The sequence below is a fragment of the Arthrobacter sp. ZGTC131 genome, from assembly GCF_002929275.1.
Classification (GTDB): domain Bacteria; phylum Actinomycetota; class Actinomycetes; order Actinomycetales; family Micrococcaceae; genus Arthrobacter.
In genome coordinates this window covers 1-20699 of the sequence record NZ_PJIK01000023.1, presented here as the reverse complement: position 1 = coordinate 20699, position 20699 = coordinate 1, and the positions used below count along the sequence as shown (strand labels likewise).

The following is a 20699-nucleotide window of genomic DNA, read 5'->3' as shown; positions in this document are numbered from 1 at the left end:
ACGAAAGGACAGCCATGGACTTCTCACCACACACCGCCATCGTTACCGGAAGCGACTCCGGCATCGGCCGGGCCACGGCAGTTGCGCTGGCCAATGCGGGTCTGGACATCGGGATCACCTGGCACTCGGACAAGACCGGGGCCGAAAAAACCGCGGAGGAGGTCCGCGCCGCAGGCCGCAGTGCCGTCGTCCGGCGGCTGGACACCACCGATCTCGCCGGCTGCGCCGGCGTCATCGACGGCCTTGCCGAGGAACTGGGCGGAGTGGACGTGTTCGTGAACAATTCCGGCACCGGCGACGGCCGGAAGTTCTTGGAGCTGAACTACGAAACGTGGTCCAACACCATGGACACCAATCTCAACGGCGCTTTCCTGTGCATCCAGGCCGCCGCCCGGCGGATGGTGGACGCCGGGCGGGGCGGCCGCATCATTGCCGTCACCAGTGTTCACGAAACCCAGCCGCGTGTTGGCTCCTCGGCCTACGACGCTTCCAAGCACGGGCTGGGCGGACTGATCAAGACCATAGCGCTCGAACTGGCAACCTTCGGCATCACCGCGAATTCGGTGGCACCGGGCGAAATCGCGACGCCCATGACGGGCCAGGCCGACGAGGATCCCACCACCACGGACCGCCCAGGAGTTCCGCTCGGCCGGCCGGGCGACGCCCGGGAGGTGGCTGCGGTCATTGCGTTCCTGGCGTCGCCGGCGTCGAGCTACGTCACCGGAGCGTCCTGGGCCGTCGACGGCGGCATGCTGCAGATGGGACCGCAGGCCGGTTCACACATTACAAACGACGACTGGCGGGAGAACTAGACTCCCGCCAGCCGCCAAGCCGGACCCCGCTGCTGAAGCCCGGTGTCCCTGGTCCAGCTAGGGCTTCAGCACCACCTTGATGCAGCCGTCCTCTTTCTTCTGGAACTTTTCATACAGCGCCGGCGCCTCGGCCAGCCCCGCGCTGTGGGTGACGAGGTCCATCACGCCCAGCGGATCGGCGTCGTCCTCCACCAGCGGCAGCAGGTCGTCAGTCCACCGCCGGACGTTGCACTGCCCCATCCGGAGCTGGATCTGCTTGTCGAACATGGTGAGCAGCGGCATGGGGCTGGCGGTTCCGCCGTATACCCCGCTGAGGGACAGGGTGCCGCCGCGGCGAACGGCGTCAATGGCCGTGTGCAGCACGGCGAGCCGGTCCACGCCGGCGGTCTCCATGGCCTTTTGTGCAACCTTGTCCGGGAGGAGGCCCAGCGCATTGTGCGCAAACGCCGCAACGGGCGAACCGTGCGCCTCCATGCCGACGGCGTCCACCACGGCGTCGGGGCCGCGGCCGCCGGTCATTTCCCGGAGTTCGTCGGCCACGCCCTTGGAATAGTCCAGAACCTCGACGCCGTGACGCGCGGCCATCTCACGGCGCTCCGGGACCGGATCCACGCCAATGACGCGCTGGCCGAGATACGTTCCGATCCTGGACGCGAACTGCCCCACGGGGCCGAGGCCAAAGACCGCCAGCGTCCCGCCGGCCGGCGCGTCGGCGTATTTCACACCCTGCCAGGCGGTGGGCAGTATGTCCGACAGAAACAGGTATCGTTCGTCCGGCAGCTCCTGGCCCACCTTTACGGGGCCATAGTCCGCATACGGCACGCGCAGGTACTCCGCCTGTCCGCCCGGAACAGACCCGTACAGCTCCGAGAATCCAAAGAGCGCGGCTCCGGAGTTCTTTTTCTTGACTTGGGTGGTTTCGCACTGGGACTGCAGCCCCTGGGAACACATGTAGCAGCTGCCACACGAGATGTTGAAGGGAATGACCACGCGGTCCCCCTTCGCCAGCCGGGTGACGCTGCTCCCCACCTCTTCCACAATGCCCATGGGTTCGTGGCCCAGCACGTCGTCCTTGTGCATGTAGGGTCCCAACACCTCATAGAGGTGAAGATCGGAGCCGCAGATCGCGGAGGACGTAATCCGGATGATGGCGTCCGTGGGCTCCTGGATCACCGGATCCGGAACCTCTTTCACGCTCACCGAGCGCTTGCCTTGCCAGGTCAGTGCCTTCATAGTCTGCCTTCCTCTAGCACACAACGGGTCCTTTCGACCGTATAGCGCATCCGCCCCGATTGGAAGGTCAGCATGCTTACTATCCCGGCGGTTTATCCCAGCGGTGCGGATATGCCAAAGGCAAGCCGCCTTGCTTTTTCCCTTGTCTCGGGGGCAAAACGCTCCTAGCGTATGAACTGTCCCTGCCCCCGAGGAAAGGCATCATCATGACGCTGTACCAGCCTGAGCCCGTGGAGATTTCGACCCGGATGCGACCCGGCGAATGGACAGAATCCAGCCTTGAGGAGCTGGTGACCACCTACCGTGCCAAGATCCTGGCCATGGGGGCGGCAGTTCCTGAGGTGGTCACCGAAGTGGTCAGGAACGACGACGGCTCAGTGGCGGTGTCGGTGTCATGGAACAAGGGCGACTACGCCGACGAACCAGCGGGCGGCGCGTTTACCGAGGGCGGCCAGCGTCAGGCGGGGCCGGGATCCGAACCCGGGGCCTAGCGTCCCAGCAGCCTTCCGATGGCGCTGTCCCTGAGACCGTCCAGGAGCGCGCCGGGGCCTTCGTAGACTTCCACGGCGCCGGCGGCGCGGAGTTCAGCTTCGCTGGTGCCACCGCACGTGACGCCGATGGTGGGGATACCGAGCTTGCTGGCTGCAAGCACGTCCCATACTGCATCTCCCACATAGACAACATCGGCGGCCGCGAGTCCCACCGCGCGGAGCGCCGCGACCAGTATGTCCGGCTCGGGCTTGCTTTCCTTGGCATCGTTGGCGCTCGTGGCCGCATGGATGAAGGAATCGGCGGCGAGGGTGGAGCGGAGGGCCTTGAGATCCTCATCCTTGGCGGAGGAGGCCAGCGCCACGGCCAGGCCACTCTCATAGCACTGGGCCAGCAGGTCCCGGGACCCGTCGAACGCGCGGAGCGACGGCCAGTACGTGCCAAAAATACCCGAGTGGGCGGACAGGACAGCGTCATCGCGGGTCTTGTCGCGCCCCTCCGGCAGCAGGTGATCCACCAGGCGCGGCCCGCCCATTCCAACGCAACGGTGGATCCGGGCCATGGGCACGTCAAATCCGGCTTGGCGGAACGCCTGCCACCAGGCGATCGTGTGGATGTAGGAGGAGTCGACGAGAGTCCCGTCCACGTCGAAGAGGACTCCCTTGCTGTACCGCCCTTCAGCCTTATGGCTCGGCATTCCGCCGCCGCCTCAGTGCCCGGCCGGCGAACGCGGCGTCTGCAGGGCGGGGGTGCGGGGCGCGCCTGCCGTCGCCTGTTTCCGTGCACGTTTCGTGCTGTGGACCGCCGGCCGCTTGACCGCATCTTTGCAGTGGTCGCGAACTAGTCCCATGCCGGCAATCTCACGGGCACGCGCCACGCCGGCAACGGCTGCGCGCTTGGTGCGAAAAGTGATGGAGATCGCCATCAGTGCTCCAGATCCGTCAAGCAACCGGACCCTGTAGCCTCCGTCGGGAGCGTCCACCAATTCGAAATATCCAGCCATAGCGCCTTCCTCCTTTATCACTCGCCGGTCTACCACCCGGCGAAGTATTAGTAAGTATACTTACTGACGCGCCCAAATTAAGAGGCAAAAGACAGGCATCAGGCCCCGCCAGCCCTGGACGCCAAGGGCCTGTCACTCCGCCGCGTTCGCTGCTGATGAAGTTCCAGGGCACTCGTCACGAGCGCGAAGTGGCTGAAGGCCTGGGGCGTGTTTCCCAGGTGCCGCGCGCTCTGGACACCCCATTCCTCACTCAGCAGGCCCACGTCGTTGCGGAGCGCCAGCAGCCGCTCGAAGAGTTCGGTGGCCTGCCGCCGGCGGCCGGCACCGAGCAGCGCTTCCACGAGCCAGAACGAACAGGCAAGGAAAACGCCTTCGTCACCCGGGAGGCCGTCGTCGCTTTCCTGGGGTCGGTACCGGAGCACGAACCCGTCCTCGGTAAGCTCCCGCTGAATGGCGTCGATGGTGCCGATCACGCGGGGATCATCCGGCGGCAGGAAGCCCACGCGCGGAATGAGCAGCAGGCTGGCGTCCAGCTCGGGGCGGCCGTAGGACTGGGTGAAGGTGTTCCGTTCAGCGTCGAAGCCGCGCGTCATCACGTCGTCGCGGATGGTGTCCCGCAGGACCTCCCAGCGGTCGGCGGGCCCGGGAAGGCCTGAATCCCTGACGCCCTGGACCATCCTGTCCGCCGCAACCCACGCCATGACTTTGGAATGGGTGAAGTGGCGCCGCGGCCCACGCATTTCCCACAGCCCGTTATCCGGCTGGTCCCATGCCCCCTCCAGGTACTCCATCAGCGCCACCTGGACATCCCACGCTTCGTCCGTGTGCTTTAACAGGGAGTTGCGCGTGAGTGACAGGCAGTCCAGCACCTCCCCCCAGACATCCAGCTGCAGCTGGCCTGCAGCGCCGTTGCCGATGCGGACCGGGGACGAGCCCTCGTACCCCGCCAGCCAGGGGATCTCCATCTCGGGTAGCCGGCGTTCGCCGTGGATGCCGTACATAATCTGCAGGTCGGCCGGATCCCCCGCAACGGCGCGCAGCAGCCAGTCCCGCCAGGCGGCGGCCTCTGCGGTGTAGCCGGCGGCAAGCAATGCCTGCAGCGTGAGGGTGGCGTCGCGCAGCCAGCAGAAGCGGTAATCCCAGTTGCGCGGGCCGCCCAGCTGCTCCGGCAGCGATGTGGTCACGGCCGCCACGATGCCCCCGGTGGGCGCGTAGGTGAGGGCCTTGAGCGTGATCAGCGACCGTTCCACGGCGTCCTTGTAGGGTCCGGTCACCTTGCACTGACCGGACCATTCCCGCCAGAATTTCTCGGTTGACTCCAGGACGCCCTCGGCATCCACGGACCGGGGCCGGTGGACGTGGCTCGGCGCCCAGGTCAGCACGAACGGCACCCGTTCGCCGGCCTCCACGGTGAACTCGCTGACGGTCTGCATGTGCTGGCCCCGAAGCGGCGCGTCTGTCACGAGGTATGCGGAATCCGGGCCGGCGATGGCATGGAGTCCGTGGCTGTCGCGGCGAACCCAAGGCATGATGTGGCCATAATCGAAACGCAGGGCCAGCTGTCCCTTCATCCTGACCTTGCCGCGCAGCCCCACCACGATTCTCACGATGTCCGCCACTTCGTCACGCGGGGGCATGAAGTCGATGACCCGCACGGCGCCGTCGTCGGTCTCCCAATCTGTTTCCAGAATCAGCGTGTGACGGCGGTAGCGGCGGCGCGTGCATTCGCCGCCGCCCTCGGGGGCCAGGATCCACCGGCCGGACTCCGGCGTATCAAGGATGGCATTGAAGCACGCCGACGAATCGAAGCGTGGCAGGCACAACCAGTCTATGGATCCCTCAGTGCTGATCAGGGCCGCAGTGTGCAGATCGCCCACCACCGCGTAGTCCTCAATTCGTACCATGCCCTTACAGTGCCACAGCTGCCCCGGCGGCACGAGAGGAAGCCCGGTGTAGCCTGAGGTGAGGTAGGCAGTTGCTGTCGGAAGCTGACTTTCGTCCCTGCCAGGCCGACCTTGGCGACCGTCCATGCACAGAGAGCGGGGGGCACGGGTGACGGTGTACATAGGCACGTCCGGCTGGAGCTATGACCATTGGGAAAACGTGCTGTACCCGCCCGGGCTTCCGGCCCGGGAGAGGCTGCAGCACTATGTGGCGCGGTTCAGGACGGTGGAGCTGAATGCGAGTTTCTACCGCTGGCCGCGGGACACTTCCTTCGCGAGCTGGCGGCGCCGGCTGCCCGATGGATTCGCCCTGTCCGTCAAGGCGCCCCGCGGCCTGACCCACGGCAAGAAGCTCTACGGCCCGGAGGTGTGGATCGAGCGGATCACGCGGTGCTGGCATGAGCTTGGCGACAAGCGCGCCGTGCTGCTGGTCCAACTCCCGCCTAATCTGGAGCGCGACGACGGCCGGCTCGACTACTTCCTGGCCGCACTGCCGGACTGGATCCGGGTCGCGGTGGAGTTCCGGCATCCCAGCTGGGACCATCCCGACGTGTATGGCCTGCTGGAGCGGCACCAGGCCGCGTACTGCGTGATGAGCGGGGCAAATTTGCCCTGCATCCTTCGCGCCACCGCGCCTTTCGTTTACGTCAGGCTGCACGGTCCGGACCACCAGCACCTGTACGGCGGATCGTACTCGGATGACGAGCTGCGGTGGTGGGCTGACAGGATCCGCGAGTGGCGCGGCGCCGGCAAGGATGTGTACGCCTATTTCAATAACGACGGCGGCGGTAACGCCGTGCGGAATGCGGAGACGCTGCGGTGGCTACTGGGGGACGGCTGAGGGGGCCTGCGCCCTCGGCGCCGCCCTTGGGACGGAGGGTAACAGAGCAGGACTGCGCCCCGCCGGGCCCCGGCCTGTGGCAGAGTGAAGGAATGGACACGGCGTCACACCACTCATCCCTGTCAGGCAAGCGCGTCTTCCGCCTGGCCCATTGGCTCTCAAACTCGATAAACACCACGCGCCTGAAACTTGCGCGGCGCTGGAAGTTTGAACCCAAAACCATTGCCTACCAGGGCTACGGCTCCACGGAGTGGGTCCGCGTTCTCGGCAGGGTGGTGCTAGCCAGCAAGCCGGTGCCGGGCAGCCGCGCCGACCACGCCGCCAAGAACGGCACTGAAAACGTGCGCGGCTGGCGGGCGTTTACGAGTGTGCCCATCCCGCGGTCTGAGGTGGAGATTGAGATCGGCGGGACGGTCATGAAGGTCACGGCCGACCGGGGCGGACTGATTGACATAGATGTCCAGGTGTCCCTCGAGCCGGGCTGGCACACGGCCGTCCTGCGTTCTGTCGGCACCGAGCCGGCCGAAGCCCGTATCTTTGTCATTGGCCCCGAAACCAACTTCGGGATCGTTTCCGACATCGACGACACTGTCATGATCACGGCGTTGCCGCGGCCCTTCCTTGCCCTGTGGAACACGTTTGTGCTCAGCGAGCGCGCCAGGATGGCCACTCCGGGAATGGCAGTGCTGCTGGACCGGCTGACGGTGGAGCATCCCGACGCGCCGGTGATCTACCTTTCCACCGGCCCCTGGAACGCGGCGCCCACCCTCGCCCGGTTCCTCAACCGCAACTTGTACCCGTCCGGTGCCCTGCTGCTGACCGACTGGGGGCTCACGCAGGACCGCTGGTTCCGCAGCGGCATGGACCACAAACTCAAGAACCTTCAGCGCCTCTCCGCCGAGTTTCCGCACATGCGCTGGCTCCTGATCGGCGACAACGGCCAGCACGACGAGCAGATCTACTCGGAGTTCGCCCAGGAGCACGCGGACAAAGTGGCAGCCATCGCCATCCGGCAGCTGTCCGCGAGTGAGTCAGTCCTCGCTGGCGGGCACTCGGAGGACGGTGACCACAGCGCTTCCTCGGTGCCGTGGATCTACTCCCCCGACGGCGCCGGCATGGCCCGGCAGCTCAGGGGGCTTCAGCTCATCTGACCGGCGCCCAACGGGTCAGAGTCCCAGCGCCTGCGCGCCGCCGTCGGACATTCCGGCATCCTCACCGCCCTGATCGGCGCCGGCAATGGCAGAGGGAACCGCGTCCGGCACCACGGCAGCGGCGATGGCGGCTCCCGCCGACGCCACAAGCTTCCGTTCTTCGAGGAGTTCCTGGAACCAGTAGTAAGACGCCTTCGGCGTACGCTCCAAAGTCTCGAAGTCCACGTGCACCAGCCCGAAAGGCTGCTTGTAGCCGCCTGACCACTCGAAATTGTCCATCAGGGACCAGACGTAATAGCCGCGAAGGTCGATCCCCTGTGCCATGCCGCCCGGGGCAGTGGCCTGGAGTGCAGTGCCCAGGTGGTCCGACAGGTAGCGCAGGCGCCGCTCGTCCGGGATGAACCGGCGGTTGGCCGATTTGTCCGTGACGATGATGTCCTCGAAGCTCGCTCCGCCTTCGGTGATGATGACGGGCGGAAGATTGGGATAGCGGTCAGCCATTTCCTTGAGTGCAACCGCCATGTACTCCGGCTTCACCGGCCAGCCGTAGGCAGTGGTCTCCGTGTCCGGCCAGGACTCAATGTGCAGCGGGGCGCCGGGCGTGGCGCCGCTGAGATCGTCCCCGATGGCCTCCGCCATGGCCACTGGCACCGGGCTGTCGCCTGCGCCCGCCGCCACCCGCGTGGGCATGTAGTAGTTGAGCCCGTAGAAATCCAGCGGCTGGGAGATGATGGCCATGTCCTCGTCCGGATGTTCGAAGGAGGAAAAGAACTTTCCGACGCGGACGAGGTCCGGGTACTTTCCCGTAAGGACCGGGTCCGCATAGAGGCGGTTTTGGGCCACATCCATGGCCCCGGCACTCATCCAATCCAGCGGGTTCCCGGAATTCGGCACCATGGGTGAGTAGACGTTGGTCATGCCGATCTCGCCCGGCACCTTGGCCGCCCGCAGCGCTTGCAGCGCGAGCCCGTGACCCAACAGCTGGTGATGGACGCTGGGCAGCCCGTTCGCGAAGTCCGCTTTGCCCGGCGAATGCAGGCCGAGCGCATAGCCGTTGGTGGTGACAGTTGCGGGCTCGTTGATGGTCACCCAGCGGGCCACCCTGTCCCCGTAGGCCGCTGCGGCGATGGCTGCGAATTCCCCCAGGCGGTAGGCCGTGTCCCTGTTCAGCCACCCCCCGGCCTCGTCCAGGGGCAGGGGCGTGTCCCAGTGGTAGAGGGTTACCATCGGGGAGATCCCGTTGGCCAGGAGCTCGTCCAGCAAGCGGTCGTAAAAGTCCAGCCCGGCGCGGTTAACCGGCCCGCTGCCGCCGGGCTGGATCCGCGGCCACGAAAGGGAGAATCTATAGGAGTCGATGCCCAGTTCCTTCATGAGGGCAACGTCCGCGGGCATCCGGTGGTAGTGGTCGCACGCCACCGTGGGGGTATGGCCATCCACGATCGCGCCGGGCTTGGCGGCAAAGACATCCCAGCCTGAGGGTCCGCGGCCGTCCTCGTCGAGCGCGCCTTCGATCTGGAAAGCGGCAGTGGCTACTCCAAGCGTGAAGGACGTCGGAATGGTGGCGGCCAGCTCTTTGGCGGACGTGTGCATCGGTGGGACCTCTGTGGTGTTGTAGGGACGGATGGAATTGTATGCGTAATCTACGGTTTGCTGAATGTACCCTGTCAGGACATCTGGCCGCCCGCGCTGATCACCGAAAGCGAACGCTGTGGCGTGAAAATGGCCTTCTCCTTTGGATGGCTGCGTGGATTGGGATACATTCCAGAATGGCACAGGCGGTGGAGGCTGACGAGGGCGCCCTGTGCCCACCGATTGGCGCAGACAGGGAGATCCGCAGGCTTCGGCTTATTGCGCTGGTAGGGTCTGCGCATGGATGAAAATTTGGGGAAGTTCATCGACAATTTTGCTCAGCTGGTGGAGCTCGCGCAGTCCGGTCAGCACCGGGTCCGGGCCGGAACCCAGCTGCTGACGACGCTCACGGACCATCTGGGGACACCCGCCGAATCACTGTCCGTTGTGGTGGAGGAGATTCCGCCGCATCGGTTCGTGGACGCGGACATCATGATGGCAGAGCTGGCCGGTGCGGACGGGGATTTCCGGCTCGTGGGCATCGGCGGCGGGGACCAGCGCCACCACCAGTCACTCAGCGACATGCTGCAGCAGTCCCAGTTCTTTCCCCAGTTCCCGCTGTCCCAGCCCGATTACACCAACCTCGCCGTGGGGCCGGACGAACAGCGGCAGGCGGTTGCGCTCGGGCTGTGGCTCTTCAGGCACGGAGGCAGACCCGTGGCCGTGCTGCAGCGGGATGCCAACCCCCGGTACGGACGGCAGTCCGCCTCCCTCGAGGTCCTGGCCGGCGACACCGCGGACGCCGCGGGCTTCTTGTCCGAGTTTCGCAGGCAGATGCGGCACCGCAGTGTCCTGAAAGGCCAGATCATCTCCCTGGTCATGGGGGAATACGGTCCCAGCGCCGCCGGGGTGACGTTCCACGCCCGGCCTGCCCTGGCTGCCTCCGACGTCATCCTGCCGGACGGTCTGCTGCAAAAGGTGTCGGATCATGCCCTCGGGATCGCCGAGCACCGTGAGTCGCTCAGCGAATACGGGCAGCACCTCAAGCGGGGCATCCTGCTGTACGGCAAGCCGGGCACGGGAAAGACGCATACCGTGCGGTATCTGTTGAGCCAGAGCGAAGGCGCCACCGCCATCCTCCTGTCCGGCGGATCACTGGCCAGAATTTCGGAGGCCGCCACCATGGCCAGGGCACTGCAGCCTTCCATCGTGGTGCTTGAGGACTGCGACTTGATCGCCGAGGACCGGAGCTTTGGCCACGGACCACAGCCGCTGCTGTTCGAGGTGCTGGACGCCATGGACGGCCTGGACAGCGACGCCGACGTTGCGTTCGTCCTCACCACGAACCGTGTGGACATGCTTGAGCGCGCCCTGGCACAGCGTCCGGGCCGGGTGGACCTTGCCGTGGAGATCCCGCTCCCGGCCCCGGCAGAGCGCACCGAGCTGGTGAAACTGTATGGCCGCGGGATTCCCTTCAGTCCTGCCGCGGTACAGGATGCTGCCGAGCGCACCGAGGGCACCACAGCCTCGTTCGCCCGCGAACTCGTGCGCCGCGCGGTCGTGGCCGCAGCATTAGAGGGCGTGCCCGTCGCCGACGGACACCTCGGCCAGGCTGTGGACGGGCTCATGGCCGACAGCGAGGCCCTCACCCGGAGCCTCCTTGGCAGCGGCCCCGGTGAAGGCGACGGCTACGGCGGACCGGGCTACGGGGGGCTGGGCCCCTTCCACCCCGGGGCACACTGACCCGGAGCGGCCGGCCTAATGTACCGGGGGCGGGCCGAACAGAAAATCCTTGGCGTGGGCCACGGCCTTCTTGTAGGCGTCGTTCCGGAGGGCTACAAGCTGGTCTGAAGCCGGTTCGCCCGGCTCAAGGTACCCGGTGAAGCCTGGGCGGAGCACCCAGATATCTCCAGCCGGAGGCAGATAAAAGACGCCGAACGAACGGTTCTGGCGGTCGTCATCACTCCAGATGGGCACAACGGCCAGTGCAGCGCCGGTTACGGGGTTGATCCACTGTGCGCGGGGAAGCGGCTCCTCGTAGGCCTCCGGATCCAGAAACGGCGCGGTGCCCTTGCCCCAGCGCTCTTCAAACCTCTCATGGAATGCCGGGATCAGGTGGGAGTCGTAGCGGCGCCAGTCGCTCATGATGTTCGGTCTCCTTTGACGTAGGGGTTCAAGCCCAGGGGCCGCTCTCCCACCGGACGGGGGTGGCCCGCAGCGGCGGATCCGTGTGCGGGTCGAGCCGGACGGGGATAGTCCGCGGACCGCCGGCTTCGCGGGCGGCGGCACGGGCGGTTTCCTGATCATAAGCTCTGCGGCGTCCGGGGTCGCGAAGGACGGCGAAGGCCTGCATGATGCGCTGCAGTTCGGCGGGCACGGCTTCCCCGCTGTCCAGGTCGGGGTGGTGCCTGCGCATCAGGGAACGATAAGCGCGGGCGATCTCCTGTTGCGTCGCACTGCGGGAAACGTGCAACACCGCGTAGTGATCCGGAGGGTTGCTGGACATGGGGGGACCTTGCGGGAGTTTGGGTGCGGCTTCCAGGTTCCGCCCGAAGCCCAAAGGGCCGGAAAGCGGAAACCGGAAGCCGCACCCATGGCGACGACTGCTAGGTTTCGAGCTGATGCAGCTGGCCCTTGCTTTCAATCTCGATCTTGCGGGGCTTAGCCTGCTCGGCTACCGGAATCCGGAGCGTCAGCACCCCGGAGTCATAGGTGGCCTTGATGTTCTCTGTGTCGAGGGTGTCGCCGAGAATCAGCTGGCGGCTGAAGACGCCGCGGGGCCGCTCGGAAACCACCAGCTCGACGTTAGGCTGCGTGGCGTCGCGGCGTTCGGCCCGCACTGTCAGGACGTTCCGTTCGACGTTCAGGTCCACCGTGTCGGGGGAAACGCCGGGCAGGTCAAAGGCGACGACAAACTCCCCGTCCTCCTGCCATGCATCCATCGGCATGGCCGCCGGACGAGCCGCGGTTCCGAAGACCTGCTGGGTGAGCCGGTCCAGCTCACGGAACGGGTCGGTACGGATCAACATCATTTCCCACTCCTTCAGCGTGTTTGGTGTTATGGCGACCCACCCCAGATATCTATGGTGGTGGATATAGATTTTTTATAGCACTAGTGACAAACTGGTGCAACAGATGATTTCGAAAATTTTCCAGATCAGGGGAAAGAGTGGCAGCTTCAGACAGCGACCGGGGGGTTTACGCCATTTCCGTGGTGGCGGAACTCCTCGGTACAGGCCAGCAAAACATCCGACTCTATGAGCGCCGCGGCCTACTCACCCCGGGGCGGACCCTGGGCGGAACGAGGCAGTACAGCGAGTCGGACCTGGCGGTGCTGCGCCGGATCGGGGAGCTACTCGACGAAGGGCTCAACCTGGCGGGCGTGGCCAAGGTGCTCGAGCTCGAGGTGGACAACGCCAGGCTCCGCCGGGAGCTGGAACGTGCCCGCACCCGGAGTCCGCGGTAGCCCCGTCCGCCGCTCAGCCCCGTCCGCCAGCGAGGAGGAAGGACTCCTCCAACAACTCGGCGAGTTCGTCGCCGTCGAGCCTTGAAAGCCGGACCAGCACCAACTGCGGCGACCTCTCGTGGTGCGGCGTCCAGAAGTACGTCTCCGGATCCGTTCCCGCGAGCGCCTCGCGCTCTACGGTTTTGACGGTCAGCACGCCCTCTTCCCAGATCCGGGCCATGAGCGTCTTGGCGAACCATGCCGGCTGGCCCCAACTGGGACGTTCCGTGACACCCGGCAGCGAAAGGCAGATCCGGCGGACATCGGCTTCAGTGGCCATGCCCTACTGTGGCACCGCGCACCGGCCGCGGCAATCCCCGCCCCGGGCACCGCGTGCCGGCATCAGTCCGACGGGGAATCGGCCTTGGACAGCTCGCCAGTGACGGCTTCACCCGTCACCCGGGCAGTGCGCCAGGTATCCACGGCGATGACGACGCCCACCACCACCAGGGACAGCGCCACGGAGGCGACGGCGTCGCTCACCCAGTGGTACCCCAGGTAGAGCCTGCTGACCGCTGCCAGGAACACGCCAATAATGGCGAAGGCAAATGCGACGACGGCGGCGCGCGAGTTCTGCCGCCGGGAAAACACCAGGAACGTGGTCACCAGCAGGAAATCCGATGCACCCAGGACATGGCCGGAAGGAAAGGAAAAAGTGTGGTCGGCACCGAAGAGCATGAGATCCACCGGTGGGCGGTCACGCTCGACGGAACGGCCGATAAGCTGTGCGAGCCCCACGCCGGTGAGCATCGCCGCGGCCAGCACAATGGGCCGCCACGCGTGCTTGGCCAGGATCCCCCAGGCGACCGTGACCACCAGGACGATAATAGGCAGCGCTACTGGCCCAAATATGATCGCCAGGAAAATCATCACAACCGTCAGGGCCTCCGAACGCAGCGTCAGCAGCCATCGTCGTGCTGATTCGTCGGCGCCGGTCAATCCATCCTGCTGCAGGACGCCGGCCAGGCTCACGAAGAACACGGACGCGCCCACCAGCACCAGGATCACCGCGCTTACGTAAAGCGCTTTTCTGGCGCGGGTGTCCATATAGCGTTCCTCGACGACGAACTTGTCGTGGAACGTCCGCCACCAGCCAGTCTTGCCCGCTGATTCTTGTGCCATTGGAAGCCTGCCTGTGCGCCGAGGGGAATGTTCTTTGATGAAGAATATCCCCGTTCCGGTGACGCTGGCGGGAACAGGATATCCGGCGGAGCCTTACGGATGGACCCAGCCGCTGTTACCGTGAGGTACCCATTCACTACGAGGTCTCAGGAGAGCGCATGAGCACTGAAGGAACCGGAACCGGCCCGCAGGACGCTGCTACACAGGAGGATGGCACCGTGGCACCGTCTGGCTCAGGCGTCGGACTTGGCGCAGGTGAACCGAACACGTTCGAGCCCGAAGAAGGGCTTGCAGCGCCGAGCGGGTCGGAACCCAGCGATGACCAGGTAGGCACCGCCGAAGAGACTGAAGACGTGGACGACACCCCCGTGGACACCACTGAGCCGAGCTGACTCGGGTGGCGGCATCCCAGCCACACGCCGGGTCCAGCCACGGGTAAGGCGCCGGATCCGGGGCTCTGTCCCACAGCATGGCGCCGGTGGATAATGGACTCACATTAGTGGCGACGCAGCTACGGAGGATGCCATGAGGATCGTCGGAACGCTATTGATCATCTGGCTCCTCATCGGGGCCTTCGCTGCGTTCCAGCGCGGCTACTTCGGCGGTTCGCCCGACTCGTGCGCCGAGGCCGGCACAGTGGCGGTGACCATCGCGGCTGGCCCCCTGAACTATATGGGCGCCAATCCCAAGATCGCCTGCGAAGTCCCGCAGCCCTCGAAGTAGCCGGACGGCACCACTGCGTTCACTCGCGATTCACGCGTGCGTCCTCGCCTGTCCAAACGGGCTGGCTAGGTTCGGGCCATGGACATTACGCGCAGAACGCTCATCACCACCGGCCTCGGTGCCGGACTCGTCATCGCCTTGCCTGGAACCGCCATCGCCGACCAGCGGAGCTCGGAGGCAAGCCTTCCCACAGACCCCTTCACGCTCGGCGTCGCCTCTGGCGACCCGTGGCCCGACGGCTTTGTGATTTGGACCCGCCTTGCCCTCAGCCCGCTGGCGGAGGACGGGCTGGGCGGCATGCCCTCCCGCACCGTCGCCGTCGCCTGGGAAGTGGCCGAGGACCCGGCCATGCGGAAGGTTGTCCAGCGCGGCGTCGAACAGGCGGTGCCGGCGGGCGCCCACTCAGTGCACGCCGAGCTGCGCGGACTGAAGCCCGGCCGTGAATACTTCTACCGCTTCCGCGCCGGCCGCCACATCAGCGCGGTGGGCCGCACGCTGACAAGCCCGGCCTGGAACGAGACGCCGGCGGCGCTGGCCATGTCCTTCGCCAGCTGTGCCCAGTACGAACACGGCTACTTCACGGCCTACCGGCGCCTCGCGGAGGACCAGCCGGACCTTGTCCTCCACCTGGGCGACTACCAGTACGAATACAAGAAGGGCTCCTACATCACCGCTGGCGGCAACGTCCGCGACCACGAGGGGCCGGAGACCGTGACGCTTGAGAATTACCGCCAGCGCCACGCGCAGTACAAGGCCGACGCCGACCTCCAGGCCGCGCATGCGGCCGCGCCGTGGTTGGTGGTCTGGGACGACCACGAAGTGGACAACAACTGGGCGGACGAGGTGCCGGAGAACGCGGACCCGGCCCAGTTGAATGACACCACCGCCAACTTCCGCCGGCGCCGGGCTGCGGCCTTCCAGGCATACTACGAAAACATGCCCCTGCGCGCGCCCTCCATGCCCTCAGGCTCGGACATGAAGATCTACCGCACGGTGCAGTGGGGCCAGCTGGCGAACTTCCACATGATGGACACCCGTCAGTACCGGGATGACCAGCTTGCCGGCGACGGCTGGCGCAAGAACGTCCAGGAGCGCCTGGCGGAGAACCGCACCATCACGGGTGCGGAACAGGAGCAATGGCTGCTGGACGGGTTCCGGAAATCCCGGGCCCGCTGGGACGTTCTGGGCCAGCAGGTGTTCTTCGCCGAACGCGACCGCAACGCGGCCGCCGACATCGACGACATGTCGATGGACGGTTGGGACGGCTATGCCGCTTCCCGCCGCAGGATCACCCAGGGCTGGGTGGACGCGAAGGTGCGCAACGCCGTCGTGCTTACCGGTGACGTCCACCGGAACTGGGCCAACGACGTCAAGGTGGACTACAAGAACCCGGACGCGCCCGTCGTGGGATCGGAACTGGTGTGCACGTCCGTCACCTCAACCGGCAACGGAACGGGCTCCGTCACGGATCCGACCATGGCCTGGAACGATCACCTGAAGTTCTTCAACGACCAGCGCGGGTACGTCAGGACCATCATCACCAAGGACTCGATGAAGGCCGATTTCCGGGTCCTGGACTACGTGGCCACCCCCGGTTCGCCGGTGAGCACGAAGGCCTCATTCAAGATCCACGACGGCGTCCCGGGACTGCAGTAGCGCGGCTCACGCTTTCACCCTCGGCGTGGTGCCGGCCGCCTCCGGCCGGCACCACGCCTTCCAACCGCGCCCATCCGCCGCTGCGCAACGTGGTTTGACGCCAGCTAATGTGAATTGACTCACAGTCGGGCAGTAGGCTATTCTCGTGTTGTTAGCGCTCACAACGTGGGTTGCGACGCCAACTGCCGGTCCCGTCGGAAGGCGCAGATGCCCTTCGACCCAGCACCAATTCGCGGCACGAGTCAGCCGCGGAAGGAGAACAAGTGCGTATCAAGAAACTTCTGGGCGCCTTTGCGGTCGTCCTCGCCGTCACCGTGGGGGCAACCGGCTGCGGCAGCCGGCCCGGCGCCGCGGCCCCGTCCGGCAGCGCCGATGCTGCCGGCGCCCTGGTGGGCATCTCCATGCCCACCCAGACGTCAGAACGGTGGATCGCCGACGGCAAGAACGTCTCCGATTCCGTGGTTAAGCTCGGTTACAAGGCGGACCTCCAGTACGCCAACGACGACATCCCCACACAGGTCTCGCAGATTGAAAACATGCTCACGAAGGGCGCGAAGGCACTGATCATCGCCGCCATCGACGGCACCACCCTGACGGATGTCCTGGCCAAGGCGAAGGAACAGAACGTCAAGGTCATCGCCTACGACCGCCTGATCAACGGCACGCCGAACGTCGATTTCTACACCACCTTCGACAACTACACGGTGGGCGTCCAGCAGGCGACGTCCCTCCTGACCGGGCTGGGCCTCATGGACGCCAGCGGCAAGAAGGTGGACGGCAAGGGCCCGTTCAACGTGGAACTCTTCGCCGGCAGCCCGGACGACAACAACGCGAACTTCTTCTGGACCGGTGCCATGGACACTCTGAAGCCGTTCATGGATGCCGGCACCATCAAAGTGCCCAGCGGCCAGACCAAGTTTGAGCAGGCCGCCATCCTCCGATGGCAGGCACCCGTTGCGCAGAAGCGCATGGAGGACATTCTCACCGCCGCCTACAGTTCAGGCAAAAAGCTCGACGGCGTGCTGTCGCCTTACGACGGGCTGTCCATCGGCATCATTTCCGCCCTGACCAGCACGGGCGGATACTCCAAGGGCAGCCTGCCGGTCGTCACCGGGCAGGACGCGGAAAAGGGCTCGGTGAAGTCCATCATCGCCGGGGAACAGTACTCCACGATCTTCAAGGACACCCGCAAGCTGGGCGAGCAGGCAGTGAAGATGGTTGACGCCGTCCTCAAGGGCCAGCAGCCCGAGACCAACGACACCGAGACCTACAACAACAAGGTCAAGGTGGTTCCGGCCTACCTGCTGAAGTCCGTGATCATCACCAAGGACAACTACAAGCCGGAACTTATCGACTCCGGCTACTACACGGACGCCGACATCAAGTAGCCGCCGTGACGGCTGCGGCCGGGCGCCGGCCTGGCCGCATCCCTCCCGGGGGCCCTGCATCAGCAGGAGTCCGGCTCCAACCAATCTGCGGGAATTGACCATGAACGTACCCATTCTTCAAATGCGGGGAATCACCAAGACCTTCCCCGGCGTAAAAGCCCTCCAGGACGTCACCCTGGACGTGAACCGCGGCGAAGTCCACGCCATCTGCGGTGAAAACGGGGCAGGGAAGTCCACCCTCATGAAAGTGCTGTCGGGCGTGTACCCGCACAACACGTTTGACGGCGACATCCTCTTTGAAAACGAGCCGTGCGACTTCTCCACCATCAGCGACAGCGAAAAGCGCGGCATCGTCATCATCCACCAGGAACTGGCCCTGAGCCCGTACCTGTCCATCGCGGAGAACATCTTCCTCGGCAACGAACTGGCATCCCGCGGCTGGGTGGACTGGCGCAAAACCAACTTGGAGGCCGCCAAGCTGCTGGCCCGGGTGGGGTTGAGCGAAAACCCTGTGACACCCATCCAGCACATCAGCGTCGGAAAGCAGCAGCTGGTGGAGATCGCGAAGGCGCTCTCCAAGGAGGTGAAGCTGCTCATCCTGGACGAGCCCACCGCCGCGCTCAATGACGAGGACTCGGGCCATCTGCTGGACCTCATCCTGCACCTCAAGGGCCAGGGCGTCACCAGCATCATCATCAGCCACAAGCTCAACGAGATCCGAAAGGTGGCGGACGCCGTCACCATCATCCGGGACGGCAGGACCATCGAAACCCTTCGGCTTGACCAGGGCCAGATCACCCAGGAGCGCATCATCCGGGGCATGGTGGGCCGCGACCTCGAAAGCCTCTACCCGGACCGCACGCCCAGCATCGGCGAAGAGGTCCTGCGGATCGAGGACTGGACGGTGCAGCACCCCCAGGACCACAGCCGCACAGTGGTTCACAACGCCAGCCTCAACGTCCGCAAGGGCGAGGTGGTGGGGCTCGCCGGTCTCATGGGCGCCGGCCGGACCGAGCTGGCCATGAGCGTCTTCGGCCGGACATACGGCCGCGCGGTGTCCGGCAAGGTGTTCAAGCACGGGCAGGAAATCAACACCTCCACCGTGCCGGAGGCAATCCGCCACGGGATCGCCTACGCCACGGAGGACCGCAAGCACTACGGCCTGAACCTGATCGAGGACATCAAGCGCAACGTCTCGATGGCTGCCCTCGGCAAGCTGGCCAAGCGTGGCTGGGTGGACCGGAACGAAGAGACCATCGTGGCCAACCGGTACCGGACCAGCATGAACATCAAGGCCCCATCGGTCGCGGCCATCACGGGAAAGCTGTCCGGCGGCAACCAGCAGAAGGTGGTCCTGAGCAAGTGGATGTTCTCGGACCCGGACGTGCTGATCCTCGATGAACCGACCCGCGGGATCGACGTGGGTGCCAAGTTCGAGATCTACACCATCATCGCGGAACTGGCCGCCGAGGGTAAGGCCGTCATCGTGATCTCCTCCGAGCTCCCCGAGCTCCTGGGCATCTGCGACAGGATCTACACCCTGTCCGCGGGGCACATCACCGGCGAAGTGCCGATTGCCGAAGCCACCCAGGAGACCCTCATGCACTACATGACCCAAGAGAAGGAATAGCGAATATGTCCGCCCTACGAGAATCCCTGGGCTTTCTCACAAGCCGCCTCCGCCAGGTTGGCATCTTCGTCGCCCTGATCCTGATCGTCCTGCTCTTCCAGGTCCTGACCGACGGGATCCTGCTGCAGCCCCAGAACGTCACCAACCTCGTGGTCCAGAACAGCTACATCCTGATCCTGGCCATCGGGATGGTGATGGTGATTATTGCCGGCCACATCGATCTCTCCGTCGGCTCCATTGCGGGCTTCATCGGGGCCGTATCGGGCGTGATGATCGTCCACTGGGGCTGGGCCTGGTGGATCGCCATCCCGGCCTGCCTGCTGGTAGGCGCGCTCGTCGGTGCCTGGCAGGGCTACTGGATCGCCTACGTGGGAATCCCTGCGTTCATCGTGACACTGGCGGGCATGCTCATCTTCCGCGGCCTGACGCTGATCACGCTCAAGAACCAGCAGATCACCCCGTTCCCGGACGAGCTCCGCGCCCTGGGCGGCGGCTTCCTCCCGGACATCTCCGGCGGCACCTCGATGCTGGAGTGGCTGACGGTCATCCTCGGCGTGGGCGGCACCGCCGCGATCCTGTTCCAGTCCATCAAGGAACGCCGGATCCGCCGGAAGTTCAACCTCGAGAACGAGCCCATGGCCTGGTTCGCCACCAAGACCGCCTTCATCGCGGTGCTCATGCTGGCCATCACCTTCCTCCTCGCCAGCTACCGCGGCACCCCGATCGTGCTGATCGTCCTCGCCGTCCTGGTAATCGCCTACTCGGCGCTGATGAGCAACAGCATCTTCGGCCGGCACACCTACGCAATCGGCGGCAACCTCCATGCGGCAGAGCTCTCCGGCATCAAGACCAAGGCCGTGACATTCCGCCTGTTCGTGAACATGGGCGTACTCGCCGCCCTGGCGGGACTCGTGTTCACGGCACGCCTGAACTCGGCGCAGCCGGCGGGCGGCACCGGTTTCGAACTGGACTCCATTGCCGCGGCGTTCATTGGCGGCGCCGCAGTCCAGGGCGGGATCGGAACGGTGGCCGGTGCCATGATCGGCGGCCTCATCATGGGAGTGCTCAACAACGGCATGTCCATCCTGGGCCTGGGCACCGATTACCAGCAGCTCATCAAGGGCCTGGTGCTCCTGCTCGCAGTGGGCTTCGACATTTTCAACAAGAACCGCAGCGGCGGCGGAACCACCGTGGCCAAACGGTTCAAGTGGAAGACGGCGCCGTCGGACAGCGCCGAGGAACCTATGCCGGCAGCCAAGACGCCCGCGGCCGTGGCCGCCGTCGCCGAGCCCGCAGTCGCCAAGCCAGCGGGCGGGACTGTGGGAGCCGGGCCCGTGAGCGCCGTCGAAAACTCCTAATCCAACCAGCCCAACCCAACCCAACCCAGTCCAACTCAACTAGGTAGCAGCACGCGCCGTTCTCATCGTTCAGAACAGCGTGTGCTGCTGCTTTGTTGGGGTCACCGGTCGCGCGTTGCCGGTTGTGGGTCACCAGTCATGGACGGTGCCGTCAACAAGGCGGTTGTACGGCAGGTAGGCCTGCTGGTACGGGTAGGTGGCGGCGGCCTCTTCGTTGAATTCGACGCCGATGCCGGGCTTGTCGCCCGGGTGCAGGTAGCCGTCCACGAACGTCAT

22 protein-coding genes and 1 pseudogene are annotated in these 20699 nt (G+C 65.5%); 12 read left to right on the top strand and 11 right to left on the bottom strand.

The window, feature by feature from the left end:
* Nucleotides 1–14 precede the first annotated feature (14 nt).
* Nucleotides 15–812, top strand: coding sequence for an SDR family oxidoreductase (locus CXQ90_RS20130; RefSeq protein WP_104141125.1), 798 nt, complete (start codon nt 15–17; stop codon nt 810–812).
* Between the two features lie 57 nt (nt 813–869).
* On the opposite strand, the gene CXQ90_RS20125 is transcribed toward CXQ90_RS20130, so the two are convergent.
* Nucleotides 870–2045: a zinc-dependent alcohol dehydrogenase gene (locus CXQ90_RS20125; RefSeq protein ID WP_104141124.1), complete on the bottom strand. Its 1176-nt coding sequence runs from the start codon at nt 2043–2045 to the stop codon at nt 870–872.
* A gap of 206 nt (nt 2046–2251) precedes the next feature.
* On the opposite strand from CXQ90_RS20125, the gene CXQ90_RS20120 reads away from it, so the two are divergent.
* The gene (locus tag CXQ90_RS20120) at nt 2252–2536 is read left to right on the top strand and encodes a hypothetical protein (RefSeq protein WP_104141123.1); all 285 of its coding nucleotides are present in this window, start codon (nt 2252–2254) and stop codon (nt 2534–2536) included.
* Here the strand turns inward: CXQ90_RS20120 and CXQ90_RS20115 are convergent.
* From CXQ90_RS20115 to CXQ90_RS20105, 3 genes are all read right to left on the bottom strand, one after another.
* Nucleotides 2533–3231 carry an HAD family hydrolase gene (locus CXQ90_RS20115; protein WP_104141122.1) on the bottom strand — a complete coding sequence of 233 codons (699 nt, stop codon included), beginning with the start codon at nt 3229–3231 and terminating at the stop codon, nt 2533–2535. The genes CXQ90_RS20120 and CXQ90_RS20115 overlap by 4 nt on opposite strands.
* Before the next feature lie 12 nt (nt 3232–3243).
* Nucleotides 3244–3537 carry a hypothetical protein gene (locus tag CXQ90_RS20110; RefSeq protein ID WP_104141121.1) on the bottom strand — a complete coding sequence of 98 codons (294 nt, stop codon included), beginning with the start codon at nt 3535–3537 and terminating at the stop codon, nt 3244–3246.
* Nucleotides 3538–3635: 98 nt separating this feature from the next.
* Nucleotides 3636–5441 carry a glycoside hydrolase family 15 protein gene (locus tag CXQ90_RS20105; RefSeq protein WP_104141120.1) on the bottom strand — a complete coding sequence of 602 codons (1806 nt, stop codon included), beginning with the start codon at nt 5439–5441 and terminating at the stop codon, nt 3636–3638.
* A gap of 148 nt (nt 5442–5589) precedes the next feature.
* On the opposite strand from CXQ90_RS20105, the gene CXQ90_RS20100 reads away from it, so the two are divergent.
* Together CXQ90_RS20100 and CXQ90_RS20095 are read left to right on the top strand one after the other, a co-directional pair.
* A complete protein-coding gene (locus CXQ90_RS20100) occupies nt 5590–6321 on the top strand; it encodes a DUF72 domain-containing protein (RefSeq protein ID WP_104141119.1) in 732 nt (243 codons plus the stop codon).
* Nucleotides 6322–6413: 92 nt separating this feature from the next.
* A complete protein-coding gene (locus CXQ90_RS20095; RefSeq protein WP_104141118.1) occupies nt 6414–7472 on the top strand; it encodes an App1 family protein in 1059 nt (352 codons plus the stop codon).
* Nucleotides 7473–7487: 15 nt separating this feature from the next.
* Here CXQ90_RS20095 and CXQ90_RS20090 read toward each other — a convergent pair whose 3' ends face one another.
* On the bottom strand, nt 7488–9062 hold the full coding sequence (locus CXQ90_RS20090) for a GH1 family beta-glucosidase (protein WP_258064645.1): 1575 nt from the start codon (nt 9060–9062) through the stop codon (nt 7488–7490).
* A gap of 279 nt (nt 9063–9341) precedes the next feature.
* On the opposite strand from CXQ90_RS20090, the gene CXQ90_RS20085 reads away from it, so the two are divergent.
* On the top strand, nt 9342–10784 hold the full coding sequence (locus tag CXQ90_RS20085) for an ATP-binding protein (RefSeq protein WP_104141117.1): 1443 nt from the start codon (nt 9342–9344) through the stop codon (nt 10782–10784).
* A gap of 15 nt (nt 10785–10799) precedes the next feature.
* Here CXQ90_RS20085 and CXQ90_RS20080 read toward each other — a convergent pair whose 3' ends face one another.
* The 3 genes from CXQ90_RS20080 to CXQ90_RS20070 all read right to left on the bottom strand — a co-directional run bounded on the left by CXQ90_RS20080 (nt 10800) and on the right by CXQ90_RS20070 (nt 12070).
* Nucleotides 10800–11186, bottom strand: coding sequence for a hypothetical protein (locus CXQ90_RS20080; protein WP_104141116.1), 387 nt, complete (start codon nt 11184–11186; stop codon nt 10800–10802).
* A 28-nt stretch (nt 11187–11214) separates the two neighbouring features.
* On the bottom strand, nt 11215–11547 hold the full coding sequence (locus CXQ90_RS20075; RefSeq protein ID WP_104141115.1) for a J domain-containing protein: 333 nt from the start codon (nt 11545–11547) through the stop codon (nt 11215–11217).
* Between the two features lie 100 nt (nt 11548–11647).
* Nucleotides 11648–12070, bottom strand: a complete 423-nt coding sequence (locus CXQ90_RS20070; RefSeq protein ID WP_104141144.1) for an Hsp20/alpha crystallin family protein — start codon at nt 12068–12070, stop codon at nt 11648–11650.
* A gap of 140 nt (nt 12071–12210) precedes the next feature.
* Between CXQ90_RS20070 and CXQ90_RS20065 the strand changes: the two genes are divergently transcribed.
* Complete coding sequence (locus CXQ90_RS20065) at nt 12211–12507, top strand: MerR family transcriptional regulator (protein ID WP_104141114.1); 297 nt, start codon at nt 12211–12213, stop codon at nt 12505–12507.
* 13 nt (nt 12508–12520) lie between these two features.
* Here CXQ90_RS20065 and CXQ90_RS20060 read toward each other — a convergent pair whose 3' ends face one another.
* Together CXQ90_RS20060 and CXQ90_RS20055 are read right to left on the bottom strand one after the other, a co-directional pair.
* Nucleotides 12521–12826 carry an MmcQ/YjbR family DNA-binding protein gene (locus CXQ90_RS20060; protein ID WP_104141113.1) on the bottom strand — a complete coding sequence of 102 codons (306 nt, stop codon included), beginning with the start codon at nt 12824–12826 and terminating at the stop codon, nt 12521–12523.
* A 62-nt stretch (nt 12827–12888) separates the two neighbouring features.
* Nucleotides 12889–13668, bottom strand: coding sequence for a phosphatase PAP2 family protein (locus tag CXQ90_RS20055; RefSeq protein WP_104141112.1), 780 nt, complete (start codon nt 13666–13668; stop codon nt 12889–12891).
* Nucleotides 13669–13826: 158 nt separating this feature from the next.
* On the opposite strand from CXQ90_RS20055, the gene CXQ90_RS20050 reads away from it, so the two are divergent.
* From CXQ90_RS20050 to mmsB, 6 genes are all read left to right on the top strand, one after another.
* On the top strand, nt 13827–14060 hold the full coding sequence (locus tag CXQ90_RS20050) for a hypothetical protein (RefSeq protein ID WP_104141111.1): 234 nt from the start codon (nt 13827–13829) through the stop codon (nt 14058–14060).
* 133 nt (nt 14061–14193) lie between these two features.
* A complete protein-coding gene (locus tag CXQ90_RS20045; protein ID WP_104141110.1) occupies nt 14194–14391 on the top strand; it encodes a hypothetical protein in 198 nt (65 codons plus the stop codon).
* 78 nt (nt 14392–14469) lie between these two features.
* Nucleotides 14470–16047 (top strand): alkaline phosphatase, encoded by a 1578-nt coding sequence (locus CXQ90_RS20040; protein ID WP_104141109.1) that lies wholly within the window; start codon nt 14470–14472, stop codon nt 16045–16047.
* A 263-nt stretch (nt 16048–16310) separates the two neighbouring features.
* Complete coding sequence (gene chvE, locus CXQ90_RS20035; RefSeq protein ID WP_104141108.1) at nt 16311–17435, top strand: multiple monosaccharide ABC transporter substrate-binding protein; 1125 nt, start codon at nt 16311–16313, stop codon at nt 17433–17435.
* 100 nt (nt 17436–17535) lie between these two features.
* Nucleotides 17536–19065 carry a multiple monosaccharide ABC transporter ATP-binding protein gene (gene mmsA, locus CXQ90_RS20030; RefSeq protein ID WP_104141107.1) on the top strand — a complete coding sequence of 510 codons (1530 nt, stop codon included), beginning with the start codon at nt 17536–17538 and terminating at the stop codon, nt 19063–19065.
* 5 nt (nt 19066–19070) lie between these two features.
* Nucleotides 19071–20423, top strand: a complete 1353-nt coding sequence (gene mmsB / locus CXQ90_RS20025; protein WP_258064643.1) for a multiple monosaccharide ABC transporter permease — start codon at nt 19071–19073, stop codon at nt 20421–20423.
* A 129-nt stretch (nt 20424–20552) separates the two neighbouring features.
* On the opposite strand, the pseudogene CXQ90_RS23085 reads toward mmsB, so the two are convergent.
* A pseudogene (locus CXQ90_RS23085) lies at nt 20553–20699 on the bottom strand (bifunctional D-altronate/D-mannonate dehydratase); the annotation flags it as partial.

Bases quoted from the DNA above. Each gene is read 5' to 3' on its own strand.
- CXQ90_RS20080 (WP_104141116.1), bottom strand. From the start codon at position 11,186: ATGAGCGACTGGCGCCGCTACGACTCCCACCTGATCCCGGCATTCCAT.
- CXQ90_RS20125 (WP_104141124.1), bottom strand. From the start codon at position 2,045: ATGAAGGCACTGACCTGGCAAGGCAAGCGCTCGGTGAGCGTGAAAGAG.
- CXQ90_RS20120 (WP_104141123.1), top strand. From the start codon at position 2,252: ATGACGCTGTACCAGCCTGAGCCCGTGGAGATTTCGACCCGGATGCGA.
- CXQ90_RS20045 (WP_104141110.1), top strand. From the start codon at position 14,194: ATGAGGATCGTCGGAACGCTATTGATCATCTGGCTCCTCATCGGGGCC.
- CXQ90_RS20060 (WP_104141113.1), bottom strand. From the start codon at position 12,826: ATGGCCACTGAAGCCGATGTCCGCCGGATCTGCCTTTCGCTGCCGGGT.
- mmsA (WP_104141107.1), top strand. From the start codon at position 17,536: ATGAACGTACCCATTCTTCAAATGCGGGGAATCACCAAGACCTTCCCC.
- CXQ90_RS20095 (WP_104141118.1), top strand. From the start codon at position 6,414: ATGGACACGGCGTCACACCACTCATCCCTGTCAGGCAAGCGCGTCTTC.
- CXQ90_RS20130 (WP_104141125.1), top strand. From the start codon at position 15: ATGGACTTCTCACCACACACCGCCATCGTTACCGGAAGCGACTCCGGC.
- CXQ90_RS20050 (WP_104141111.1), top strand. From the start codon at position 13,827: ATGAGCACTGAAGGAACCGGAACCGGCCCGCAGGACGCTGCTACACAG.
- mmsB (WP_258064643.1), top strand. From the start codon at position 19,071: ATGTCCGCCCTACGAGAATCCCTGGGCTTTCTCACAAGCCGCCTCCGC.
- CXQ90_RS20075 (WP_104141115.1), bottom strand. From the start codon at position 11,547: ATGTCCAGCAACCCTCCGGATCACTACGCGGTGTTGCACGTTTCCCGC.
- CXQ90_RS20085 (WP_104141117.1), top strand. From the start codon at position 9,342: ATGGATGAAAATTTGGGGAAGTTCATCGACAATTTTGCTCAGCTGGTG.
- CXQ90_RS20115 (WP_104141122.1), bottom strand. From the start codon at position 3,231: ATGCCGAGCCATAAGGCTGAAGGGCGGTACAGCAAGGGAGTCCTCTTC.
- CXQ90_RS20070 (WP_104141144.1), bottom strand. From the start codon at position 12,070: ATGTTGATCCGTACCGACCCGTTCCGTGAGCTGGACCGGCTCACCCAG.
- CXQ90_RS20105 (WP_104141120.1), bottom strand. From the start codon at position 5,441: ATGGTACGAATTGAGGACTACGCGGTGGTGGGCGATCTGCACACTGCG.
- CXQ90_RS20055 (WP_104141112.1), bottom strand. From the start codon at position 13,668: ATGGCACAAGAATCAGCGGGCAAGACTGGCTGGTGGCGGACGTTCCAC.
- CXQ90_RS20090 (WP_258064645.1), bottom strand. From the start codon at position 9,062: ATGCACACGTCCGCCAAAGAGCTGGCCGCCACCATTCCGACGTCCTTC.
- CXQ90_RS20110 (WP_104141121.1), bottom strand. From the start codon at position 3,537: ATGGCTGGATATTTCGAATTGGTGGACGCTCCCGACGGAGGCTACAGG.
- CXQ90_RS20040 (WP_104141109.1), top strand. From the start codon at position 14,470: ATGGACATTACGCGCAGAACGCTCATCACCACCGGCCTCGGTGCCGGA.